Source organism: Centipeda artemidis DSM 19719, from assembly GCF_000426665.1.
GTDB lineage: Bacteria > Bacillota > Negativicutes > Selenomonadales > Selenomonadaceae > Centipeda > Centipeda artemidis.
Genome location: NZ_AUFU01000008.1, coordinates 75,731 through 97,108 on the forward strand (window position 1 = coordinate 75,731; position 21,378 = coordinate 97,108).

General features: G+C 58.4%; 25 protein-coding genes and 1 tRNA gene. All 26 read right to left on the reverse strand.

The features are described from left to right. The 26 genes from K341_RS0106205 to K341_RS0106330 all read right to left on the reverse strand — a co-directional run bounded on the left by K341_RS0106205 (position 1) and on the right by K341_RS0106330 (position 21,370). A complete protein-coding gene (locus K341_RS0106205; protein WP_026762207.1) occupies positions 1-885 on the reverse strand; it encodes a diacylglycerol/lipid kinase family protein in 885 nt (294 codons plus the stop codon). Beyond that, positions 882-2,537 carry a putative polysaccharide biosynthesis protein gene (locus K341_RS0106210; protein ID WP_026762208.1) on the reverse strand — a complete coding sequence of 552 codons (1,656 nt, stop codon included), beginning with the start codon at positions 2,535-2,537 and terminating at the stop codon, positions 882-884. Before K341_RS0106210 ends, K341_RS0106205 begins: the two co-directional genes overlap by 4 nt. A gap of 168 nt (positions 2,538-2,705) precedes the next feature. Then, a complete protein-coding gene (gene hemL, locus K341_RS0106215) occupies positions 2,706-4,025 on the reverse strand; it encodes a glutamate-1-semialdehyde 2,1-aminomutase (RefSeq protein WP_026762209.1) in 1,320 nt (439 codons plus the stop codon). An 11-nt stretch (positions 4,026-4,036) separates the two neighbouring features. Beyond that, on the reverse strand, positions 4,037-5,008 hold the full coding sequence (gene hemB, locus K341_RS0106220; RefSeq protein ID WP_026762210.1) for a porphobilinogen synthase: 972 nt from the start codon (positions 5,006-5,008) through the stop codon (positions 4,037-4,039). After that, positions 5,005-6,519, reverse strand: coding sequence for a uroporphyrinogen-III C-methyltransferase (cobA, locus tag K341_RS0106225; RefSeq protein ID WP_026762211.1), 1,515 nt, complete (start codon positions 6,517-6,519; stop codon positions 5,005-5,007). The genes hemB and cobA overlap by 4 nt, the downstream gene beginning before the upstream one ends. Beyond that, positions 6,516-7,451, reverse strand: coding sequence for a hydroxymethylbilane synthase (gene hemC / locus K341_RS0106230; RefSeq protein ID WP_026762212.1), 936 nt, complete (start codon positions 7,449-7,451; stop codon positions 6,516-6,518). Before hemC ends, cobA begins: the two co-directional genes overlap by 4 nt. Then, complete coding sequence (gene hemA / locus K341_RS0106235) at positions 7,411-8,730, reverse strand: glutamyl-tRNA reductase (protein WP_009658453.1); 1,320 nt, start codon at positions 8,728-8,730, stop codon at positions 7,411-7,413. The genes hemC and hemA overlap by 41 nt, the downstream gene beginning before the upstream one ends. Beyond that, positions 8,699-9,346, reverse strand: coding sequence for a precorrin-2 dehydrogenase/sirohydrochlorin ferrochelatase family protein (locus K341_RS0106240; RefSeq protein WP_026762213.1), 648 nt, complete (start codon positions 9,344-9,346; stop codon positions 8,699-8,701). Before K341_RS0106240 ends, hemA begins: the two co-directional genes overlap by 32 nt. 134 nt (positions 9,347-9,480) lie before the next feature. Further along, entirely contained in the window at positions 9,481-10,239 is a 759-nt protein-coding gene (gene surE, locus K341_RS0106245) for a 5'/3'-nucleotidase SurE (RefSeq protein ID WP_026762214.1), read from the reverse strand. Between the two features lie 93 nt (positions 10,240-10,332). Beyond that, positions 10,333-10,408: transfer RNA gene (locus K341_RS0106250), tRNA-Lys, on the reverse strand. Between the two features lie 56 nt (positions 10,409-10,464). Beyond that, on the reverse strand, positions 10,465-10,947 hold the full coding sequence (locus tag K341_RS0106255) for a DUF4367 domain-containing protein (protein ID WP_009658415.1): 483 nt from the start codon (positions 10,945-10,947) through the stop codon (positions 10,465-10,467). Positions 10,948-10,957: 10 nt separating this feature from the next. Next, complete coding sequence (gene recN, locus K341_RS0106260; RefSeq protein ID WP_026762215.1) at positions 10,958-12,682, reverse strand: DNA repair protein RecN; 1,725 nt, start codon at positions 12,680-12,682, stop codon at positions 10,958-10,960. Positions 12,683-12,696: 14 nt separating this feature from the next. Further along, positions 12,697-13,149 (reverse strand): arginine repressor, encoded by a 453-nt coding sequence (gene argR / locus K341_RS0106265; protein ID WP_009348921.1) that lies wholly within the window; start codon positions 13,147-13,149, stop codon positions 12,697-12,699. A gap of 11 nt (positions 13,150-13,160) precedes the next feature. Then, positions 13,161-14,015, reverse strand: coding sequence for an NAD(+)/NADH kinase (locus tag K341_RS0106270; protein WP_026762216.1), 855 nt, complete (start codon positions 14,013-14,015; stop codon positions 13,161-13,163). Between the two features lie 15 nt (positions 14,016-14,030). Then, positions 14,031-14,837 (reverse strand): TlyA family RNA methyltransferase, encoded by an 807-nt coding sequence (locus K341_RS0106275; RefSeq protein WP_026762217.1) that lies wholly within the window; start codon positions 14,835-14,837, stop codon positions 14,031-14,033. 8 nt (positions 14,838-14,845) lie between these two features. Continuing rightward, the gene (locus K341_RS0106280; protein ID WP_026762218.1) at positions 14,846-15,721 is read right to left on the reverse strand and encodes a polyprenyl synthetase family protein; all 876 of its coding nucleotides are present in this window, start codon (positions 15,719-15,721) and stop codon (positions 14,846-14,848) included. Position 15,722: 1 nt separating this feature from the next. After that, on the reverse strand, positions 15,723-15,959 hold the full coding sequence (gene xseB / locus K341_RS0106285; protein ID WP_009348925.1) for an exodeoxyribonuclease VII small subunit: 237 nt from the start codon (positions 15,957-15,959) through the stop codon (positions 15,723-15,725). Then, the gene (xseA, locus tag K341_RS0106290) at positions 15,949-17,160 is read right to left on the reverse strand and encodes an exodeoxyribonuclease VII large subunit (RefSeq protein WP_026762219.1); all 1,212 of its coding nucleotides are present in this window, start codon (positions 17,158-17,160) and stop codon (positions 15,949-15,951) included. Before xseA ends, xseB begins: the two co-directional genes overlap by 11 nt. Positions 17,161-17,230: 70 nt before the next feature. After that, positions 17,231-17,644 (reverse strand): transcription antitermination factor NusB, encoded by a 414-nt coding sequence (gene nusB / locus K341_RS0106295; protein WP_026762220.1) that lies wholly within the window; start codon positions 17,642-17,644, stop codon positions 17,231-17,233. Beyond that, positions 17,641-17,898 (reverse strand): DUF2273 domain-containing protein, encoded by a 258-nt coding sequence (locus K341_RS0106300; protein WP_009348928.1) that lies wholly within the window; start codon positions 17,896-17,898, stop codon positions 17,641-17,643. Before K341_RS0106300 ends, nusB begins: the two co-directional genes overlap by 4 nt. Before the next feature lie 15 nt (positions 17,899-17,913). Continuing rightward, positions 17,914-18,489, reverse strand: coding sequence for an alkaline shock response membrane anchor protein AmaP (amaP, locus tag K341_RS0106305; RefSeq protein ID WP_009658406.1), 576 nt, complete (start codon positions 18,487-18,489; stop codon positions 17,914-17,916). A 19-nt stretch (positions 18,490-18,508) separates the two neighbouring features. Then, a complete protein-coding gene (locus tag K341_RS0106310; protein ID WP_009348930.1) occupies positions 18,509-18,925 on the reverse strand; it encodes an Asp23/Gls24 family envelope stress response protein in 417 nt (138 codons plus the stop codon). A 27-nt stretch (positions 18,926-18,952) separates the two neighbouring features. Continuing rightward, complete coding sequence (gene efp, locus K341_RS0106315; RefSeq protein ID WP_009348931.1) at positions 18,953-19,510, reverse strand: elongation factor P; 558 nt, start codon at positions 19,508-19,510, stop codon at positions 18,953-18,955. Between the two features lie 49 nt (positions 19,511-19,559). After that, positions 19,560-20,636 carry a M24 family metallopeptidase gene (locus K341_RS0106320; protein WP_026762221.1) on the reverse strand — a complete coding sequence of 359 codons (1,077 nt, stop codon included), beginning with the start codon at positions 20,634-20,636 and terminating at the stop codon, positions 19,560-19,562. Then, positions 20,636-21,076, reverse strand: a complete 441-nt coding sequence (gene aroQ / locus K341_RS0106325) for a type II 3-dehydroquinate dehydratase (protein WP_009348933.1) — start codon at positions 21,074-21,076, stop codon at positions 20,636-20,638. The genes K341_RS0106320 and aroQ overlap by 1 nt, the downstream gene beginning before the upstream one ends. A 9-nt stretch (positions 21,077-21,085) precedes the next feature. Beyond that, complete coding sequence (locus K341_RS0106330) at positions 21,086-21,370, reverse strand: acylphosphatase (RefSeq protein ID WP_009752819.1); 285 nt, start codon at positions 21,368-21,370, stop codon at positions 21,086-21,088. Positions 21,371-21,378 lie beyond the last annotated feature (8 nt).

Consider the following 21,378-nt stretch of genomic DNA (forward strand, 5'->3'; position numbering starts at 1 on the left):
TCAGCAATAAACGGAAAGAGCCAACGGTACGGTATGAACACGCAGCGGGAGTACCGGTCCGCACTCGCCGTCAAGATCACTGCATAACTCCTGCTCCGTTTGAATTTCAAACGATCGTGCACGGATATGCAGGATGCTCTCTTTCTCCGTAATGGATTTTCCGGAAAACAGGTCTGCCGCAACGGACATAAACTGCGGCAGACTTATTTTTTTTACCGCAAGCAGGTCAAGCATTCCATCGTCAACGGAAATATCCGTACCAATACGTTTCATCCCTGCAACGACAGGACTGTTCGCCACGACAAAGAGAAAAATGTCCTCTTCATAGGTCGCACCATCCGCCAAAATACGCACGGGAAATGAGTGCAGGCGCGGGATTTCTCCAAGTCCTTTCAAGTAATATGCCACCCTGCCGAGTGTATTCTTATAGGTAGATTTTACCTCGTGCGCGATACCCGTGAGCATTCCTGCGCTAACGACGTTGACGAAATATCGCTTGCTGTCCTCAAGGACTCCTAAATCCACACGGCGGGACTCCCTTGCCGCAATGCGCTCAATATAGCTTTCCCAATCATCGTGAATCCCAAGATAGGTGGCAAAATCATTTGACGTACCGCTGCCAAAAATACCGAGCTGGATATCCGCATCCGCCTCGATCATTGCGTTTACGACCGTGTGCACGGTGCCGTCACCGCCCGCGGCAATCACACCGTCCGGATGCAGATCAATTAGGAACCGGCTGATATTATCCAAAGTGCCGCCGCGCGTCCGGTACGGACAAAGTACCATCCCATGCCGCTGAAATGAGTCAATCAACCAATCCAGTTTGACCTTGAACAGCGCATTCCCTGAAACAGGATTATAGATTAACGCAAGTTTTCTCATGCCTTAAAAACCCCAATTCGCTGCAAAAACCGAATCCCCACTGAACCGATCATCGGCAGGCGGCGCAGATCATCCTCGATCAATCCGCGCAAGAGAATCATCGCAGCAATATAGACGATGCATCCAACGAGCACCGCACCAAACGTCGATATCGCCGCAATACCCCACCATACAAGCGTCCATGTGTAAAATCCATAGACCGACGCCCCCATAATTCCGGCAGCGCAGATCGTCTTAAACAACTGCAGCAACTCAATGCGGTACCCGATAAACCGATAGATAAAATACAGATTAATGAGTGCAGCAACGCCCATATCGGCAGCCGTCGCCCACGCAGCGCCCATGATGCCAAGCCACGGAATCGCTGTGAGCTGCCAATTCAGGAACACCTTTGCACCTGCCGCAAGAATCATATTCACCATGGGAATGGTCGGATGCCCCAACCCCTGCAGTATCCCTGTCGATACCTGATGCAGTCCGAGCAGGATAATACTTACCGCCGAGATCATAACGGCGGGGCCCGCGCCCGGCGCATTGTAGATCAGACTCGAAATCGGGGTCGCCAATATGAATACAATGACAAACGCCGGAAAACAGACAAAATTCGAGATGCGCACCGAGGCCGCCGTCTGATCATAGACACGCACCTGATCGCCAAGGACGCGCGACTCCGAAATCGCAGGCACAATGCTCATCGCCATTGACGCCGTGAGTATTGTTGCGAGATTGACAAGCGGAACCGCCATGCCGTTCAGGTAGCCAAACAACTCCGTCGCCTCGCTGATGCTGTAACCTGCTGCCTCCAGACGCTGCGGAACAATCATGAGATCAAGATTTGATACGACAGGAAGCATGATGCTTGCCGCCGAAACGGGGAGCGCCAGCTTAAAGATGCGCTTGATAATTGAGCGGCGCGACTCATATGCTGCTCCCGGCAGAGGTTTAAGATCCGTACCGTAGTCGCGCGCAATGTCACGTTCCAATTTGATGTGAAAATAGACAAGGACGATTAACCCTGTCACTGCCCCTGCAAGAGCGCCAAGTGAGGCTCCCGCAGCGGCATAATCCAGCCCCCACGGCATGAGGAGGCTCGCCAATACGATCATCGTTACCACGCGAAAGATCTGTTCCACGATCTGTGAGACTGCCGTCGGCGTCATCCGCTGCCAACCTTGCAGATAGCCGCGGGAGCTTGCGAGCAGGGTCACGAAAAAAACTGTCGGTGCGAGCACCACAACAGCCTTATACGCACGCGCATCACGGATGAACTGCCAGTCGATAAGCCAGTCTGCCGCCAAATATGTCAATATCGAAAAGAAAAGCCCCGTCAGCAGCATGAACATCATAGAAATACGAAATACACGCTTTGCCCCATAGATATCCTGGAGAGCCACACGCTCCGCCGTAATAATGGAAATCGCAACGGGCACGCCTGCCTGCGACACTGTCATGGCAAAAAAATAAATGGGAAAAGCCATCTGATACAGCCCGATGCCCTCGCCGCCGAGGATGCGGGAAACAAAGATCCAATTCAGCGACCCGATGACCTTGACGACGAATCCTGCTATCGTCAGGACAAAGGTTCCTTTAAGGAAGGATTCGCCCTTGCTGCTTTTCCCTCCGGAAACATCTATCTCACGAATGAGAAACACCGCCTCAATGATATTTAATATGACTATATTGTGATATTTACCGATAAATTATATCATATGGTACTCCCGCTAGCAATGTGAAGAATCACAGATCGGCAGACTTTTCTCAAAATAAAACCCTCCCGGTGTATCTATGCTACACACAGGAGGAACTAAAGAATAATATAATTATGTGCGTGCCGCCTTGACCGCTGCGAATCCTTTCTCTGCCGCGGCGATCGTGCGGTCAATGTCCGCATTGGTATGTGCGCCCGACATGAATACGGTTTCGAACTGCGAGGGTGCGAGATAAATGCCCTCGTCCAGCATGGTCTCGAACCAGATGCGGAACGCGTCTTGGTCGGCGGCGACGGCATCGTCGTAGTTATAGACTTCGCGATTAATGAAGAAGATGCCGAACATCGATCCCGCCTGATGCGCGCAAATGGGAACGCCGTATTCCTTGGCGATGCGCTGCCAGCCGAGGAGGAGATTCTTCGTCTTGAGTGTCAGCACGCGGCTGTAATCCGGTGCGCCGTCCTCCGGCTCCGCCGTGATGATCCGCAACGTCTCGATGCCCGCTGTCATGGCGAGCGGATTGCCCGAGAGCGTCCCCGCCTGATAGACGGGACCCGCGGGCGAGACGCGCTCCATGATCTCGCGGCGTCCGCCGTATGCGGCGACGGGAAGCCCCCCGCCGATGATCTTGCCGAGACAGGTGAGGTCGGGGCGAATGCCGTACGCCGCCTGTGCGCCGCCGAGCGAGGCGCGGAATCCGCACATCACCTCGTCAAAGATGAGGAGCGTCCCGTGCCGCTCCGTCAGCTCGCGCAGGAGTGAAAGGTAGCCTTGCCGCGGGAGGACAAGCCCCATATTGCCCGCGACCGGCTCTACAATGACGGCGGCGACGACATCGCCCTCGCGCTCCATCACGGAACGAATCGCCTCCTCGTCGTTATACGGCACGGCGATCGTATCCGCCGCCGTGCCCGGCGTCACGCCCGGCGAGCTCGGCACGCCGAACGTCGCCATGCCGGAACCGGCGCTCACGAGCAGACTGTCGCTGTGCCCATGGTAGCAGCCGACGAACTTCACGATCTTATTGCGCCCCGTATATCCGCGCGCAAGGCGCAGTGCGCTCATCGTCGCCTCCGTCCCCGAGTTCACCATGCGGATGACCTCGATGGAGGGATAGACGGTCTGCACGAGCTTTGCAAGCTCCGTTTCAAGGAGCGTCGGCGCACCGTAACTCGTACCGCGCCCCACCGCCTCCCGGAGGGCGGCGACGACCTGCGGATGCGCATGACCGACGATCATCGGCCCCCACGAGCCAACGTAGTCGATGTATTCGTTGCCGTCGATGTCATAGATTTTATCGCCCTCTGCGCGCGCGATAAAGAGCGGGTTACCCCCCACATTTGCAAAGGAGCGGACGGGACTGTTGACCCCGCCCGGCATATACACTTTTGCTTCGTCAAATGCCGCCTTGGACTGCGCCGTGTTCCGCATGATTCCCCTCCTCACTCATTCAGCCATGCGGCGGCGTCGAGCGCATGATAGGTGATGATGATCGTCGCCCCCGCGCGTTTCATACTCGTCAGGCTCTCCAAAACGATGCGCCGCTCGTCGATCCAGCCGTTCGCGGCGGCGGCTTTCACCATCGCGTACTCGCCGCTGACATTATAGACCGCGATCGGGCGATCCGTCGTATCGTAGACGCGCCGCACAACGTCGAGATAGGCGAGCGCGGGCTTCACCATGATGATGTCCGCGCCCTCGTCACAGTCGAGCTGGGCTTCCTTGAGCGCTTCGCGCACATTCGCGGGATCCATCTGATACTGTCTGCGGTCGCCGAAGGAGGGCGCGCTGTCCGCGGCATCGCGGAAAGGTCCATAGTAGGCGGATGCATATTTGACCGCATAGCTCATGATGCTCGTATTGACAAAGCCCTCGGCATCAAGCCCCGCGCGAATCGCCGCAACGCGTCCATCCATCATGTCGGACGGCGCTACGATGTCCGCGCCCGCACGCGCCTGACTTACCGCCGTTTGAACGAGATGCGGCAGTGTCGCATCGTTGTCCACGTATTTGCCGTGCAGTTCGCCGCAGTGCCCATGACTGGTATATTGGCAAAGGCAGACGTCCCCGACAACGAGAAGCTCCGGAACGGCTTCCTTGATCGCGGCAATCGCCCTCTGCACGGGGCTCGCGGGATCCCATGCGCTCGATCCGATCTCGTCCTTATAGGCAGGCAGTCCGAACACCTCGACGGCGGGGATGCCGCAGGACGCGACGAGGCGCGCAAGCTCCGCGGCGTTATCTACAGAGTAGTGAAAACAGCCGGGCATACTCGGAATCTCTTCCTTGATGTGCTCGCCCGGCACGACGAAAATCGGATAGACGAAATCGCGCTGCGACAGTTCCGTCTCGCGCACGAGATCGCGCATTCCCGCGGATATGCGCAGGCGGCGCGGACGCTGAATCATATTCATTGTATATACTCCTTGATGCTGCGCACAAGCCCGTCAATCGTATACTCCTTTGCCACGATGTCGGGTTCGAGCGCAAACGAACGCGCCGTATCCGCCGTGACGGGACCGATGCAGGCGATTTTGACCTGCTGCAGGGGCGTGATATTGCCGAGCATTTTGACAAGATTTTTAACGGTCGAAGAACTTGTAAACGTCACCATGTCTATCTCGCCGCTCGCGAGACGCTGCGCAATCGCGGCGTCCTCGATCTCCGGCACAGTCTCATAGGCGGCGACTACATCCACGATCGCCCCGTGCGCGCGGAGCGTATCGGGCAGGACATCCCGCGCTTCCTGCGCACGCGGCAGGAGAATGCGTGCGCGGGGCGGCAGGAGCGGGCGCAGCTCTTCTGCGACGGCTTCGGCGCGGAACTCCGGGGGAACGAGATCCGCCCGTATGCCGAACGCGCGCAGCGCCGCCGACGTCGCCGCGCCCATCGCCGCGACCCTGGCGTAGCCGAGTGCGCGCGTGTCCTTTCCCGCCGCATGAAGGCGCGCAAAGAAATGCTCCACGCCGTTGACGCTCGTGAAAATCAGCCACTGATACGCGTTCAGCTCCGCGATCGCCCCGTCGAGCGCCGCATAGCCGTCCGCAGGAGGGGCGATGCGGATGACGGGCGCCTCGATGCAGGCGGCGCCGAGTGCCGTGAGTTTTTCCGTCAGTGCCGATGCCTGCGCGCGCGCGCGCGTTACGAGAATCCTCTTGCCAAAGAGCGGACGCGTCGCCGGGCGGTCAAACCAGCGCAAATTGTCGCGCAGTTTGACCACATCGCCCACGATGAAGATTGCGGGCGGACGTATCCCCGCGCGCACGACCGTCTCCGCGGCTTCGCCCACCGTCGTGACATAGGTCTCCTGCTCGGGATGCGTCCCCCAGCGGATGAACGCCGCGGGCGTGTCGGCAGGGCGGCCATGCTCGATGAGTTTTTTTGTAATCACGGGGATATTTGCAACGCCCATGAGGAATACCAGCGTGTCCACGCCCGTCGCAAGGTGCTCCCAGCGAATATTCGAGTGTGCCTTCGTCGGATCCTCATGTCCTGTGACGACGGCAAATGACACGGCAACGCCGCGGTGCGTCACGGGGATGCCCGCATAGGCGGGAACGCTGACCGCAGAGGTCACGCCCGGCAGAATCTCAAAGGGAATCCCGCGCTCCAGCAAGAGCAGTGCCTCTTCGCCGCCGCGCCCAAAGACGAAGGGGTCGCCCCCCTTGAGCCGAACGACCGTCTTTCCCTCCGCCGCCTTGTCGGCGAGGAGCACATTGATGTCCTCTTGGCGCATCGTGTGCTTGCAGGACTGTTTTCCAACGTAGATGAGCTCGGCATCCGCCGGCGCATAGGAAAGAATGCTCTCGTCGGCGAGATGGTCATAGACGACGACCTCCGCGCGTTTCATGCACTCCATCGCGCCCACGGTCAAAAGGCGCGGATCCCCGGGACCCGCGCCGACAAGAAAAACTGTTCCATTCATACGTTAATCCCTATCTCTTTCAAAATCTCACGTCCGCCCATATCGAGCAGTTCCTCCGCAAGTGCGACGCCGATCTGCGCCGCCTGCGCGGGACGTCCCGACGCACGGGAGCGGCAGACGCGCATCCCGTCCACGGACGCAATCATCGCGTCCACATAGAGCATATCGCCGTCGCCGATTTCCGCGTAGACACCGACGGGAATCTGACAGCCGCCCTCCACGCGCCTGAGGAAGGCGCGCTCCGCCGCCGCCGCCGCCGTCATGTCCGCATCGCACAGGAAATCGATCGCCGCGCGAATCTCCGCGTCGTCCGCGCGGCACTCGATGGCGAGCGCCCCCTGCCCCACGGCGGGCAGCATCATCGCCCGCGGCAGAACCGATCGGATGAGATCGCCGAGCCCGAGCCGCCGCAGTCCCGCCGCGGCGAGCACAACGGCATCAAATTCCCCCGCGTCGAGTTTTTCAAGACGCGTATTCACATTGCCGCGCAGATCGAGGAGCACAAGATCGGGACGCACGGCGAGGAGCTGCGCCCTGCGGCGCAGGCTCGACGTCCCGACCCGCGCCCCTGCGGGCAGTTCCTCAATCGCCGCATATCGATTGCTGACGAAGGCGTCGCCCGGGTCAAGGCGCGCGGTAATGGCGCCGATAATCAGCCCTGCGGGAATCTCCGTCGGCATATCCTTCAGACTGTGCACTGCAATATCGATGTCCCCCGCGAGCATCGCCTGCTCGAGCTCTTTGGTAAAGAGACCCTTGCCGCCGATTTTGGCGAGCGGCGCATCGAGGATCTTATCCCCCTTTGTCGTCATCTTTTTCAGCACGACCGTGACCGAGGGATGACGCTTTTGCAGCTCTCCCGCGACAAACTTCGCCTGCCACAGCGCAAGCTTACTTGCCCGCGTACCGATAGTGATTGTGCCGCTGTTCACTTGTTCCCGTCTCCCCTATCGCATCCAACTTAAAGAGCGAACGCATCGCCGCGATGTAAAACGCCTCGTCCGCAGTGCCCGCAGACGCGCGCAGCTTCATCATCGGGATCCGCAAAATCTTGCGCACGATCATACGGCTCATATGTTCGACCTGCCGCTCCTCTTCCTCCGAGAGATCCGGAAGCTTTGCGCTCACGCGCTTGATCTCGCGTTCCCGAATGCGTTCGCAGCGTCCCGAGAGGAGCGCCATGAGCGGCTGGAAGGACAGATATTTGAACCGTTCGAGGAGCGACGCGACATCCTCCTGCACGATCCGCTCCGCCTTCACCGCCTCCTCCCGGCGCTCGCCGAGATGTTCATCCACGACAGCCTCGAGCGCATCGATATTATAAAGCTCAATCCCCTTGATATTCGTCACATCCGGATCCACATCGCGCGGCACGGCAATATCGATGAAGAAAATTTTCTTCCCATGGCGGCGTGCCATCAGTCGGCGTGCCTCCCATGCCTTAACCACATAATGCGGCGCACCGGTCGAGGTGACAACAACGTCCACGCCGACCGCATACTCCATCGCGCGATCAAAGGGAATCGCCTCCCCCCCAATATGCTCTGCAAGGCGCTCCGCACGCTCAAGATGTCGATTCGCCACATAGATGGTCTCTATCCCGTGAGAACGCAGATGCTCCGCCGTCAGCTCCGCCATCTTGCCTGCACCGAAGATCAGTGCGCTGCAGCCGCCGAGTCCTCCAAGCGACGCCGCCGCAAGCTCGACCGCCGCATAGCTGACCGATACGGAACGATATGCGATGCGTGTCTCCGTACGCACGCGCTTGCCGGCCGCGATCGCGCGGTGAAAGAGCAGGTTGAGCACCGTGCTCGTCGCCCCCGCCTCGCGCGCGATCGCATACGCCTCCTTGACCTGCGAGAGAATTTGCCCCTCGCCCAAAACGAGGGAGTCAAGGCTCGCCGCCACGCGGAAGAGATGCGTCACAGCCTCCTCGTCCGTATAGGTATAGAGGTATTCGTCAAGATCCTGCCCGCCCTGCGTCAGGTCGTTCAAAAATTGGCGCAGTGCCTCCGCACCGCGTTCGTGATCCTCCACGGCGGCGTAAAACTCCGTTCGATTGCATGTCGAGAGCACGACTAAACCGCTCAGCCCGTCGTACTCCCCCAGATTTACCAGTCCCGAACGCAGCTCTTCGCGCGAGAACGAAACCCGCTCGCGCACCTCCACAGGCGCCGTTCTATGATTGAGCCCTAATGTTAAGAGCCGCATGTCGTAACTCAGCCTCCGCTTTCTCTAACTCTCCGTCTCGAACCATCGATAAAATATCGTCTCGTACCGCCGTCCGCCAAAACGCCGTGCGCTCCCTGCTCGTCGGAAGCGCCTCCCGCATCTCTGCACGCAGTACCGCCACATAATCCAGCCACATCTCAAAAGAGGGCGGATAGAATTGCTCAAGCTCCATCCGTATCGCCCGCGCGAGTGCCGGACTATCGCCGCCCGTCGAGACGGTCAGCAACAGATCACCGCGGCGCATGGATGCGGGCACTTGAAAATCCGAGCGCGCCGCGTCGTCGATCACATTAACGAGCGCTCCGATTCCCTCCGCCTCCGCCGCAGCAACGGCGTTGACTTCACGCGCATCCGTTGCCGCATAGACGAGGAACGCGCCGCGCAGCATCCCGTACGCATAACACTCACGCCGCCACGTGATGCGCCCCGCCTCTGCAAGGGCGTGCAGCCCCGCGGTCACCTCCGGCGCAATCACCAAGATGTCCGCTGTCGCATCCGCTGCGAGAATGCCGTGTACCTTACGCTCCGCCACCATGCCGCCGCCAACAACGACAATGCGCCGTCCCGTCAGATCAATATTCAGCGGATACAGCAAGGCACTCCCTCCCACAGAAAATATGAATACTGTTCATATTCGCATATTATACCGCAAAAACCTACAAAAAAAAAGAGCAGAAGACACAAACTCCGCTCTTTATAGTAATTATCAACAAACATATCAATATATGTTCATTTTACTTCTTCTTTTTCAAATCGTATAAGCTGCGGATAATCCGTCATATCTACACCGAGCGGCGTCACGGCGATGTATCCCTGCTCCACAGCATAGATGTCCGTACCTTCGCTCTTGTCCGTATCGGAGACCTCACCCGCGACCTTGTAATGCACACGCCCGCCCTCCTCAATACGTTCAAAAGCGTTGATGTAGTCGCGCCCGCCCTGCCGGCAGAACACGAATTGCGGCGTGCCGTCCGCAAGTTTTTGCGGAAAGTTAATATTGAGCAGAAACGGCTTACGATACGAGATCAGCATACGCTCCATGAACGGCTCAAAATATGCCGCCGCCTCCGCAAACGAAATCTCACTCCCCTCCGGCAGCGACAGCGCAAAGGAAGGAATCCAGTGGAAAAGTCCCTCGAACGCCGCACCGACCGTTCCCGAGTAGATCACATCCGTGCCGAGGTTTGCTCCGTGATTGATACCCGAGAGTACGACGTCCGGCATCTCCTCCGCAATCGCATCGAGATAGAGCTTGCCACAGTCCGCAGGCGTCCCGTCAATGGCCCACGCCTTGATCCCATGCACCGGATCAAACGTCTCATCCGCACGCACCTCAATCGCACTGCCAATCGTGAGCGCGTGGGACGTCCCGCTCTGCTGATGCATCGGTGCGGCAACGGTCACACGATGCCGCGCGGCAAGACTCCCCGCCAGCGTCCGCAGCCCCTCTGCCGCCACACCGTCGTCGTTGAGGATCAAGATCTTCACAAAGCGCCCCTCCAATGATGCCGTCATATACGAAAAGCAGGTTGGCTCCGCCAACCTGCTTTTCCCCAAAACCGCCGCAGCGGGAATCATGCATGGTGACCCACCACGGAATCGAACCGTGAACCTACTGATTAAGAGTCAGTTGCTCTGCCAGTTGAGCTAGTGAGTCCTATCGCGCATATGCGCAGAGCTATTATAGTGCAAGCACACTGCCGATGTCAATACTTATTGCCACGGAATCGTATTGACGATCGCCTGTACGGCTTCGACAGAGACAGGTTCTTCAAACGAGATCGAAAAGGTGTAGCCGGCACGTGCCCAAAGTGCAAGACTAACGAGTTTTTCCGTTCCCTTGACACGGATATATTGACGACCGACCTGGACGACCTGATTCACCTCATAGATATTGCTGTCGCCGCTGATGTCGGAATCCCCCTTTGCCATGCGGAATAAAATTTCCTTCCCCGCATCATTACGGTAGAAAATCTCTGCGATCCGCCCATCAATGACGATAATATCCTTTTGCATATATCCAACGGGCAGGAGCGATGGAGTATAAACGGGAAGTCCAACAACCGCCCATGCGTCCCGTACGCTCGTATATTCTACGAGCGGTGAAGGGGCGGCGTCTGCATTCTCACTTCCCATGAGAAGCACTGATCCCATAATTGCCGCCAATAGAAAATACCTGAACCGATATTTTTTCATCGCTTTCTCCTTACTTTCTGTGTACAGTTTTCTTCCGAAATTCCACCTGTTTCTTTTGCGCGTTCGCGAGCATCTCGCGCGCATTTGCAAGCGCCGCCTCAGTCACGTCGTCCCCCGATGCCATACGGGCGATCTCGTGCATACGCTCCTCCTCGCTGAGCAAATCTACCTGCGTGATGGTCGCATCTCCCTTGACGGATTTCGAGATGTAGAGGTGTTCGTCCGCCATGCACGCGATCTGCGGCAGATGCGTGATGCAGAGCACCTGCTTGTACCCGGCGACATAGGCGATGCGCTCTGCGACCATCTGTGCCGTCCGTCCGCCCACGCCGGTGTCGATCTCGTCAAAGACCATGCTCGCGCCCGAGGTGTCGCGTGCGGCGACGATGGTTTTAATCGCGAGGGCAATACGCGAGAGTTCGCCCCCCGAAGCGATCTTCTCGAGCGGCTTTTCCGCTTCGCCGATGTTGGCGGAAAAGAGCATCCGCAGGCTGTCAGCACCGTTGCTCGTATATTTTTCCTCGGGCGTGACTTCGATGTGAAACCGCGCTTTGCTCATGCCGAGCTCCTGCAGTTCGCGTTCGATCTCGCCGGAAAGCTGCGCGCCGATGTCGCGGCGGCATGCAGTAAGCTCTGCCGCGCGCTCTGCAAGGTCACGAGCAAGGGCGGCAATCTCCTTATCGAGCTGCGCTATGTCCGTATCGTAATTGTCGATCGACTCCAGCTCCGCACGCACGGATGCGAGCCGTTCGAGCACGGCGGATACCGTTCCGCCGTATTTCTTTTTCAGGCGGTCAATCACGTCCATCCGCGTTTGGAGACGATCCAGATGCGCGGGATCGGCGTCGAGACTCTCGCAGTAGTCGCGCACCTCATAGGACGCCTCCTGCAGCGAGATATACGCTTCTTCGATCATGCTCTGCGCATTCGAGAGGCCATCGTCATAGCGCGCAATCTCGCCGAGATCTCGGCGCACGATCGCGAGCGCCGTCAGCACCGCCGCCCCTGCGGCGCCGTCCTCGCTGAGCCGCGCGCTCGCTTCGGATGCATGATCCACGAGTTTTTCCATATGCGAGAGACGGCGAATCTCCGTTTCGAGTTCTTCGTCCTCTCCCTCCTGCAGGTCGGCATCGCTGATCTCCTGCTCCTGCCAGCGCAGCATATCCAGGCGCTCGCCAATTTCCTGCACCGTTTCCGCGCGTTCTTCACGCAGCGCGCGCTTTTCTCTCCACGCATCGTATACGCCGCGATATGCCGAAAGAAGTTGGGCGAGCGTGCCGTCTCCGTCCTCGAGCAGACGGCGCTGGCTATCCTCGCGCAGGAGCGCAAGGTTCTCATTTTGTCCGTGGATGTCCACGAGAAAAGGGGCAAGACTGCGTAAAAAGGTAACGGTCACATGACCGCCGTTGACGAGAACGAAGCTCTTGCCCGCGCGCGAAACCTTGCGCACGATGATCAGCTCTTCTTCCTCACAGTCAATTTCCTGCTCCGCAAGAACTGCGGCAAGTTCCCGGGCATCCGCATGGAGCGAAAAGACCGCCTCCACACGCAGCGCATCGCATCCGCTGCGGATCGCGTCCGTTGAAATTCGCTGCCCGAGGATCGCGCCGAGCGCATCGATGAGGATGGACTTGCCGGCACCCGTCTCGCCCGTGAGAATGTTAAGACCGGCGCCAAACTCGACGGAGACTTCCTCCAGCAGAGCAAAGTTCCGGATGTGCAGACTTTTCAGCAAGGCGCTCCCTCCTCTCAGCGAAGCAGTTCATGAATGCGTTCCGCAACGATCTCCACCGCCTCTTTGGGCTTTACGAGTACGAAGATGGTATCGTCGCCCGCGACCGTGCCGAGCATCTCCTTCCAATCCGTCGCATCGAGCGCCGAGGCGACGGTATTCGCGCCGCCGGGCACGGTTTTCACAAGAACGATGTTTTCGCTGAAATCACAGTGCACCACGTTGTCCTTAAAAAGACGCTTCATACGCGTCTCGGAGAGCTGCACATGCTCCGGCGGGGATACGGCGTAGCGATAGCGTCCGCCGCCTGCGGGTACCTTGATCAAAAACAGCTCCTTGATGTCACGCGAGATCGTCGCCTGTGTCACGCGGACATGGCGCGCGCGCAGCGCCTCTGCAAGCGCTTCCTGCGTCTCGATGACGTCCTCTTCGATGATCTTCTTAATGAGGTCATGGCGCCGATTTTTCATTGCTCTCTCTCCTAGCAATTTCTCCACAGCTTTGTGCGTAGGGTTTGATAGTAGTCCTTATCCGCAAATTTGATGATCCCCGCCCTAAGATCCGAACATTTCACCGTCACAGTATCGTCGGGGAGCACGGGAAAGGTTTCCTGCCCGTCGAGCGTGACAATGATGCTCTGCCGCATATCCACCAAATGAATATGCACGGCGTCCTCCTCACGAATGACCAGCGGGCGGATATTGAGCGTGTGCGCGCAGATCGGCGTGAGGAGGTATCCTTTCACCATCGGGTTCATGATCGGCCCGCCCGCAGAGAGGGAGTACGCGGTCGAGCCCGTTGGGGACGCCACGATGAAGCCGTCCGCCTTGCACTCGAGCAGCGGCGTATCGTTGACGGCAAGCCCGAGCGCGATGATGCGCGCGACATCCCCCTTCATGACAACGATGTCGTTGATGGCATGACCGAGGAACTGCTCTTCTCCCGTCGGCTTCGTCACATATCCCGCAAGGAAGGGACGCTGCTCGACATGGTAGTCCCCACTGCAAAGCTGCTCCAAACGGCATTCCAACTCGTCCTGCTCGATGTCCGCCATGAATCCGAGCGTCCCCATATTGATGCCGCAGACGGGCACGGGATTCTCGGCATACCGCCGGCAGATGCCAAGGAGAGTACCGTCGCCGCCGAGGCTCAGGGCAAAATCCGCAGGAATATGCTCAATATCGTCGATGCCGCAGTCCGGCATGTCAAATTCGACGGCGCGCTCGCGCGGCATTATCATGCGTGCATCCCGATCCGAAAAAAATTGCAAAATGCGCCGCAGTATCTCGCTCGTCTCCGGCTTCATCAGATTTGGAAAAACGGCAATCGTCAGCATAGAGTTCTCAGCACCTCATCCATCCAGTGCGGCATGCGCCCAGGTCACAATATCGTGTACGAACGCGGCATCCATGGCGCTCCCGGCTCCCTTGAGAGAGAGGTACAGGAGATATTCGATATTTCCCTTCGGCCCCTTGACCGGCGAATAGGCCAGCCCCATCGGAATGAAGCCGATCCCCTCTGCTGCCGCCACAACGGAGCGAACGACGTCCTCGTGCATGAGGGGATCGCGTACGACGCCGTTCTTTCCGACGCGCTCCTTCCCCGCCTCGAACTGAGGTTTAATCAGAGCGACGACCTCCCCGCTCTCGGAGAGAAGCGTCCGCACGACGGGCAGCACCTTATCCAGCGAGATGAATGCCACGTCGATCGAGGCAAAATCAAGCGGAACGCCAAGCATCTCCGGCGTCACATTGCGGATATTGGTACGCTCCATGTTGACGACGCGCGCATCCGTACGCAGTTTCCAATCGAGCTGACCGTAGCCGACATCGATCGCATAGACGCGCGCGGCGCCGTTTTGCAGCATACAGTCGGTGAATCCGCCCGTCGACGCGCCGATGTCCGCTGCCGTCTTGCCCGCGAGTACGATGCCGAACGTCTCTATGCCCTTGGCGAGCTTTAGCCCGCCGCGGCTGACGTAGGGCAGATCCTCGCCCGTGACGCGCAGACTAGCGTCCGCGTCGACGGTCGTTCCCGCCTTGTCGACGCGCCGCTCGTTCACGAGTACCTGTCCCGCCATGATGAGCCGCTTCGCGCGTTCCCTGCTGGGCGCAAGCCCCTGCGCCACGAGCAATATATCCAAACGCTCTTTTTTCAACTTCTCTCCTATTGCTTTCGCAAAACGAGGTACAGAACCAGTTCGCGCAGGAACGCCGCCTCATCGCCAAAGATATGAAGCGCATCCACGGCGCTCTCGACCGTCTGCCGCGCGAGCGACTGTGCCTCGTCGAGCGAGGTCAGCGTCACATAGGTGGACTTATGGTTCTTCTCATCGCTGCCGACCGGCTTTCCGATGTCCTCGGCGGTACCGATCACATCGAGGATGTCGTCCGTGATTTGGAACGCCAGACCGAAATGATCCGCATATGCCGTGAGCGCGGCAAGCTGCCGCTCCGAAGCGCCCGCGAGGATGGCGCCGCAGCGCAGCGCAGCGCGGAAGAGCGCGCCCGTCTTGCCCATGTGGACACGCCGCAGTTCTTCCATGGAGATGCGCCGATTCTCCGCTTCGAGATCGAGCATCTGACCGCCGACCATGCCCTCCGCGCCTGCCGCGCGACCGGTCTCATCCACGACGCGCAGCAGACGCTCTGCGGGCACATCCTGCTGACGCAGAATCACGCTAAAGGCGAGCGTCAGGAGCGCATCTCCTGCGAGAATCGCCGTCCCCTCGTCATATACCTTATGATTCGTGAGTTTGCCGCGCCGATAGTCGTCATTGTCCATGGCGGGCAGATCGTCATGGATGAGCGAGTAGGTATGGATCATCTCAAGTGCGCACGCCGCCGTAATGAACTTCGTTCCGTCCACGCCGACCGCATCCGCCGCCGCCATCAGGAGAATGGGGCGCAGACGCTTTCCGCCCGCCATGAGACTGTATGCCATCGATGCGCGGAGTTTATCGTCCAAAATATCGGTGCGGTCGAGTTCCGCCTGCAAGGCGCGCTCCACAAGCGTCCGGCGCGACTGCCAAAGTTCCTTCATCTCAGCCCCCAATCCGAAGCTCCTCTTCGCGCACGCCGTCCGCCGTCTCGGTTACAAGCAGATCCATCGTCTCCTCGGCACGCTTCAAGGATTTTACGCAAAAATCGGACAGCTTGATACCCTCCGAATACTTTGCCATGAGATCGGCAAGGGGCATCTCCCCGCCCTCGATCTCCGAAACGATTTGCTCTAACTGCGACAATGCCTCCTCGAAGGTCTGTTCTTTCTTACGCGCCATGCTGCGCCTCCTTTGCTCCGTTTTCCACAACGGCGTCCACTTTGCCGTCTGCAAAGGTGATGCAGACCGCGTCCCCCGGGGAGAGTTCCTTTGCTCTGCTCACCGTTTTTCCGTCCTTTTCCACAACGCTGAATCCGCGATAGAGGAGCTGCACAGGGTTCAGCAGCTCCAGCCGCCGCAGCGCCAACTCCAGCCTGTGCCGCAGGTCGCTGCGCCGGCGATCCGCAGCGTCCGAAAGCCGCTGCGTCATGCGATCCGTACGCTGCATATAACGCGCGAGGAGCAGCTTTGGATTCCTACGCCACGGGTGTCCGTGGAGCGTCTGCAGACGTATCTGCGCCTGCGCGAGATGCCGTTTTCGCGCAGTGTCCAAACGAGTAGACAGTCCCGCGATCTGCCGTGCGATCTCCGCGCCGTCGGGAACGGCAAACTCCGCCGCCTGCGACGGCGTTGCCGCCCGTCGGTCGGCGGCAAAGTCCGCCAGCGTCGTGTCCGTCTCATGACCGACGGCAGAGATCACCGGAATGCGGGAGGCATAGATCGCACGCACCACGGGCTCTTCGTTGAACGCCCACAGATCCTCGGCGGAGCCGCCGCCGCGCCCGACGATGAGCACGTCCACGGGATATTTCTCATTGAAGAATCGGATCGCCGCGGCAATCTGTCCCGCCGCTTCCGTTCCCTGTACGAGTACGGGATGGAGAACGAGCCGAACGCCGTTCCACCTGCGCTTTGACACCTTGTAAATGTCGCGCAGAACTGCGCCCGCCTCCGAGGTGACAATGCCGATGCGCTTCGGAAAGCGCGGCAGCGGCTTCTTGTGCGCCTCGTCAAAGAGACCTTCGGCGCGCAGTTTTTCTTTGAGCTGCTCAAAGGCGAGCGCCAACATGCCCGCGCCCTCTACGTTGATGCTAGTTGCATACAACTGATAGGCACCGTCGCACTCATAGACGGAGATATTTCCGCCGACGATGACCTGCATCCCGTTTTCCGGCGTAAACCGCAGATTGCGCGCATAGCCGTTGAACATCACACATTTCATGCTGGCCGCGGCATCCTTGAGTGTAAAGTAACAATGCCCCGAGGGATACCGCTTGAAGTTGGAAAGCTCGCCGCGTATCAGGATGTCCGAGAGAATCGCTTCTCCCTCGAACATACTCTTGATATAGCGCGTTACGTCGCTGACACTATGAACCGTCATAATTACCTTCTATGTACAGATTTGATAAAAAAAGACCCGGTGCGCGAACGTATCGCGCAACGGATTTTCTTCAAGAGACCGCCTTTTGCATCGCCGACAAGATGCCGTTCACATAACGACCTGCGTCTTCCGCGCCGTATTTTTTTGCAAGCTCCACAGCCTCGTTGATGGCGGTGCCGGGATCGATGCGCTCCTCTTGATAATACATTTCGTAGAATGCCATGCGGATGAGATTGCGGTCAACGCCCGGCATACGCTCGAGCTTCCACTCTTTTGCCGAACGCGCGATCGCGGCATCGATCTCCCCGAGCGCGGCACGCGTCCCTCGGACAAGACCCTGCGCATAGGGAAGATCCTTCTCTTTCAGCCCCTCAACCGCGCCGGCGGCAATTTCGCTCACATCATGAAGCGATGCCTCATTCGCAGAAAAATCCATCTGAAACAACGTCAAAAGAGCAGCTTCCCGTGCGTGTCTCCGACTCATCTAACCCTCCGAAACAGTCGCTGCACAAAAGCACTCTCCATCATATCCTCACGCATCTCCGCCCATGTACCTCTGCGCTCTGCCCATCGACCGATATACATGCCGACGAGTGCGCAGACAATACAGAATATCGTCCGCCAAAACCCAAATAGGAGCACAAAAATCGCAAAGAGCGCACCCAGCAAAAGCCCCAGAGAGCGCCCTCTGTTATTCTGCCACTCATCCTGCAGGAAACGGATAATTTGTTCTTTCATATCCGACCTCCCACATCACATAACACGTTTTTTCGACTGCGGCGCAGCACTCGAAACATCTGTCACGCGAATCGAAATCGGAATCCCCTCAATGCCAAGCAAGTTCAGGAGTTCCTGCCGAATACGTTCCGTCATCTGTTCCGAAACCGGGGAGAGATGTGCCTGCGCCGACAGACCAAGCTCAAGATCAACCTGAAGCGGGGCGGCATTCTCATTTTTCTGCGGCGGCACACAAACGCGTGCGGATACATCTCGTACGCCAGATATGCCAAGCGCTATGCGCTCGATAATACCTCGAACGGCGGAGAGCTCCACTTGTACGGCACCTGCCGGCGTATCCACAACCATGATCTCTCCATGCGCTCTTCCTGTCTCCGAACGCCCGGAAAAGACTGCAAAGAACAGCTTTAATCCGATCAAGAATACAACCGCGCACACTGCGGGAAACTCAGGCTGCACGAGCGCAAAACGCATCTCATTGAGCCAAATGCTCTCGGGCAGCAGCCGAAGCGCCGCGGCAGCCGCAAGTGCCGCAACTGCCATGAGCAACAGGGCGGACGGCAACAGCAGCAAGCGATTCAATATACCCATGGTTCCGTGCCTCACGCGCTTATCGAACGCGCACTTCCTCAACCTTCGGCTCCTCTTCGGGGAATCCGACGCCCTGCACGTGTACGTTGACCTCAACGACGGTGAGTCCCGTCATCGTCTCGATCGCACGCTTGACGTTTTCCTGTGCCGAAAGCGCAACCTCAGGAATGCGGATGCCGTACTTCACGATGATGTAGAGATCGACAGCAGCTTCCTTCTCACCGACCTCAACCTTTACGCCCTTCGAGAAATTCTTGCGCCCGAGCATCTCGGCGATGCCGCCCGCAATTCCGCCGCTCATGCCGGCGATTCCCTCAACCTCCGTAGTCGCAAGCCCCGCGATGATGCTGACGACCTCGTCCGCCACGCGAATCGTGCCGAGCCCCGTTTCCTTCTTGACAGCGTCCTTTGCATTTTCCATTTTCATATCCTCCATTCCTCAGTGAACCTCTTCTTTGTATTTTTATGCGCGCTCGATGTAGTTGCCCGTACGCGTATCGATACGGAGCACATCGCCCTCATTGATGAAGAGAGGAACGCGCACCTCATAGCCGGTCTCCACTTTTGCCATCTTCGTTGCCCCCGTCGCGGTATTGCCCTTGACGCTTGGCTCGCACTCGACGACCTTCAGGCTGACGGAGTTGGGCAGCTGGATGCCGATGATGCGCCCCTTGAACTGCTGCACCGCAACCTCCATGTTCTCCATGAGGTAGTTCAGCGCGTCACCAAGCTGCTCTCGAGTGAGTTCCGTCTGCTCGAATGTCTCCGTATTCATGAACGTGTAGACGTCGTCTGCCTCGTAGAGATACTGCATCGTATGCGTCTCGAGATGTGCTGCCGGCATCTTCTCATTCGGGTTAAACGTACGCTCAACCACAGCGCCGGTCTCAACGTTCTTGATCTTCGTACGGACGAATGCTGCACCCTTTCCCGGTTTCACATGTTGAAAATCGACAATCTGCCAAACGCCTCCATCGTATTCAATCGTGAGACCTGTGCGAAAATCGGTGCTGTTAATCATATTGTTCAGTCCTCCATACTATCAATCATCACTTGCTATTATAGCGGTTTTATATGCAGATTTCAATAAATTCTTTTGGCGCATGCGTCAGCGGCTCGCCGGCGGTCTCCGTAACGAGCACCGTATCCTCGATGCGGATGCCGCCCCACCCCGGGATGTAAACGCCCGGCTCGTCGGTGATGAGCATATTGGCGCGCAGCCTGTCCTTGCCGAACTTCGACAGGCGCGGCTCTTCATGTATCTCAAGCCCGAGACTGTGCCCAAGTCCGTGTCCGAAATATTGATTCAAGTTATATTTCCGCAAAATGTTGCGCGCCGCCTCATCCACAGCAACGCCCGTCACGCCGGGGCGGATGGCGATGAGTGCTGTCTTCTGCGCCGTCAGTACGGCGTCGTAGCATTCCTTTTGACGCTCGTCCGCATGTCCGATGCATATCGTACGCGTGATGTCCGAGTGATAGCCGCGGTACACCGCGCCAAAATCCATGGTCACGAGTTCACCCAAGGCGATCTCCTTATCCGTCGCCGTGCCGTGCGGCAGACTGCCGCGCACGCCCGAGGCGAGGATCGTCCGAAAGGCGGGACGCTCGGAGCCCATGCGGCGCATATAGTCCTCCATCTCGGCGGCGACGGCACGCTCCGTCATGCCGGGGCGGATGTATGTGACGATGTGCGCAAATACCGCGTCCGCAATCTCGCACGCGCGCCGAATACAGGCGATCTCGTCCGCATCCTTCACCTGCCGCAGCACATCGAGATTCAGTGCCGTCTCGAATACAATCCCCGCCAGCAGGTCCTTGAGCTGCATATACGCGCTGTAGGTGAGCACATTACCCTCAAATCCGACCGTTTTCACACGGTATCCTTTGAGCAGCGCCGCCGCCTTTTGATAGAGTCCTCCCGTCTGCTCCACGACTTCAAACGCAGACGCTTCCTCCGCAGCCTGCTCCGTGTAGCGGCTGTCTGTCACGAGGGTAAGGTGATCCGCCGTCACGATAAGAACTGTGGAGTCGCCGCGAAATCCGCTGAAATAATGCAGATTGACCTCTTTCGTCACGAGCACGGCATCCAGTTCCCGCTCGGACAGCAGCGTCCGCAGACGCTCAATACGCGATTCCATGTTCATTATATCCCCTCCGGTCGGCAAAGAACAACCTCCAGCGCCGCCATATAGCTTTCCGCACCGAAGCCGCAGATCTGACCGAGTGCCACAGGCGCGATGACCGACGTGTGACGAAATTCCTCACGCCGATGAATATTCGAAAGATGCACCTCGATCACGGGAACGTCGACTGCCGCGATCGCGTCGCGGATCGCGATGCTGTAGTGCGTAAACGCCGCCGCATTCAAAATGATGTAATCCGCTTTGCCCTGCGCTTCCTGTATCACATCCACGAGATCCCCCTCATGATTGGACTGGAAGAAATCGATCACCGCCCCCGCGGATTCCGCACGGCGGCGCAGGCGATCGTTTATGTCCTCCAAGGTGAGCGCGCCGTAGATGTCCGGCTCGCGCGTCCCCAAGAGGTTCAGATTCGGTCCGTTCAGTACCAGTATTCTCTTCATAGCCTGCTCCTAGTAGCGAATGGAGAAATCGCGGTCGTCCGCAAGAGGATCGCGCGGCTCGATGTCCAGCCGCTCCACACGAACAAACATATTGCCGGCACGAATGGCGGCGAACGCGGCGTCGATGTCCCGCTGCGCCCCTTGGAGCTCCATCGTCACCGTCCCGTCGGGCATGTTCTTCACCCAGCCCGCAATCTCATGCGCGAGCGCCTGCTGCCGCACGAACATGCGAAAGCCGACGCCCTGCACGCGCCCCGCCGCACATGCGGAATAACGAACGATCTCCTCCATCATAGTTCCCT

Bases quoted from the DNA above. Each gene is read 5' to 3' on its own strand.
- argR (WP_009348921.1), bottom strand. From the start codon at position 13,149: ATGAAAAATCGGCGCCATGACCTCATTAAGAAGATCATCGAAGAGGAC.
- amaP (WP_009658406.1), bottom strand. From the start codon at position 18,489: ATGGGTATATTGAATCGCTTGCTGCTGTTGCCGTCCGCCCTGTTGCTC.
- K341_RS0106330 (WP_009752819.1), bottom strand. From the start codon at position 21,370: ATGATGGAGGAGATCGTTCGTTATTCCGCATGTGCGGCGGGGCGCGTG.
- aroQ (WP_009348933.1), bottom strand. From the start codon at position 21,076: ATGAAGAGAATACTGGTACTGAACGGACCGAATCTGAACCTCTTGGGG.
- K341_RS0106280 (WP_026762218.1), bottom strand. From the start codon at position 15,721: ATGAAGGAACTTTGGCAGTCGCGCCGGACGCTTGTGGAGCGCGCCTTG.
- xseA (WP_026762219.1), bottom strand. From the start codon at position 17,160: ATGACGGTTCATAGTGTCAGCGACGTAACGCGCTATATCAAGAGTATG.
- nusB (WP_026762220.1), bottom strand. From the start codon at position 17,644: ATGAGTCGGAGACACGCACGGGAAGCTGCTCTTTTGACGTTGTTTCAG.
- K341_RS0106300 (WP_009348928.1), bottom strand. From the start codon at position 17,898: ATGAAAGAACAAATTATCCGTTTCCTGCAGGATGAGTGGCAGAATAAC.
- K341_RS0106255 (WP_009658415.1), bottom strand. From the start codon at position 10,947: ATGAAAAAATATCGGTTCAGGTATTTTCTATTGGCGGCAATTATGGGA.
- K341_RS0106310 (WP_009348930.1), bottom strand. From the start codon at position 18,925: ATGGAGGATATGAAAATGGAAAATGCAAAGGACGCTGTCAAGAAGGAA.
- K341_RS0106320 (WP_026762221.1), bottom strand. From the start codon at position 20,636: ATGAACATGGAATCGCGTATTGAGCGTCTGCGGACGCTGCTGTCCGAG.
- efp (WP_009348931.1), bottom strand. From the start codon at position 19,510: ATGATTAACAGCACCGATTTTCGCACAGGTCTCACGATTGAATACGAT.
- hemB (WP_026762210.1), bottom strand. From the start codon at position 5,008: ATGAATATGATTCAGCGTCCGCGCCGCCTGCGCATATCCGCGGGAATG.
- K341_RS0106270 (WP_026762216.1), bottom strand. From the start codon at position 14,015: ATGCTGACGATTGCCGTTTTTCCAAATCTGATGAAGCCGGAGACGAGC.
- hemL (WP_026762209.1), bottom strand. From the start codon at position 4,025: ATGCGGAACACGGCGCAGTCCAAGGCGGCATTTGACGAAGCAAAAGTG.
- xseB (WP_009348925.1), bottom strand. From the start codon at position 15,959: ATGGCGCGTAAGAAAGAACAGACCTTCGAGGAGGCATTGTCGCAGTTA.
- hemA (WP_009658453.1), bottom strand. From the start codon at position 8,730: ATGCGGCTCTTAACATTAGGGCTCAATCATAGAACGGCGCCTGTGGAG.
- cobA (WP_026762211.1), bottom strand. From the start codon at position 6,519: ATGAATGGAACAGTTTTTCTTGTCGGCGCGGGTCCCGGGGATCCGCGC.
- K341_RS0106205 (WP_026762207.1), bottom strand. From the start codon at position 885: ATGAGAAAACTTGCGTTAATCTATAATCCTGTTTCAGGGAATGCGCTG.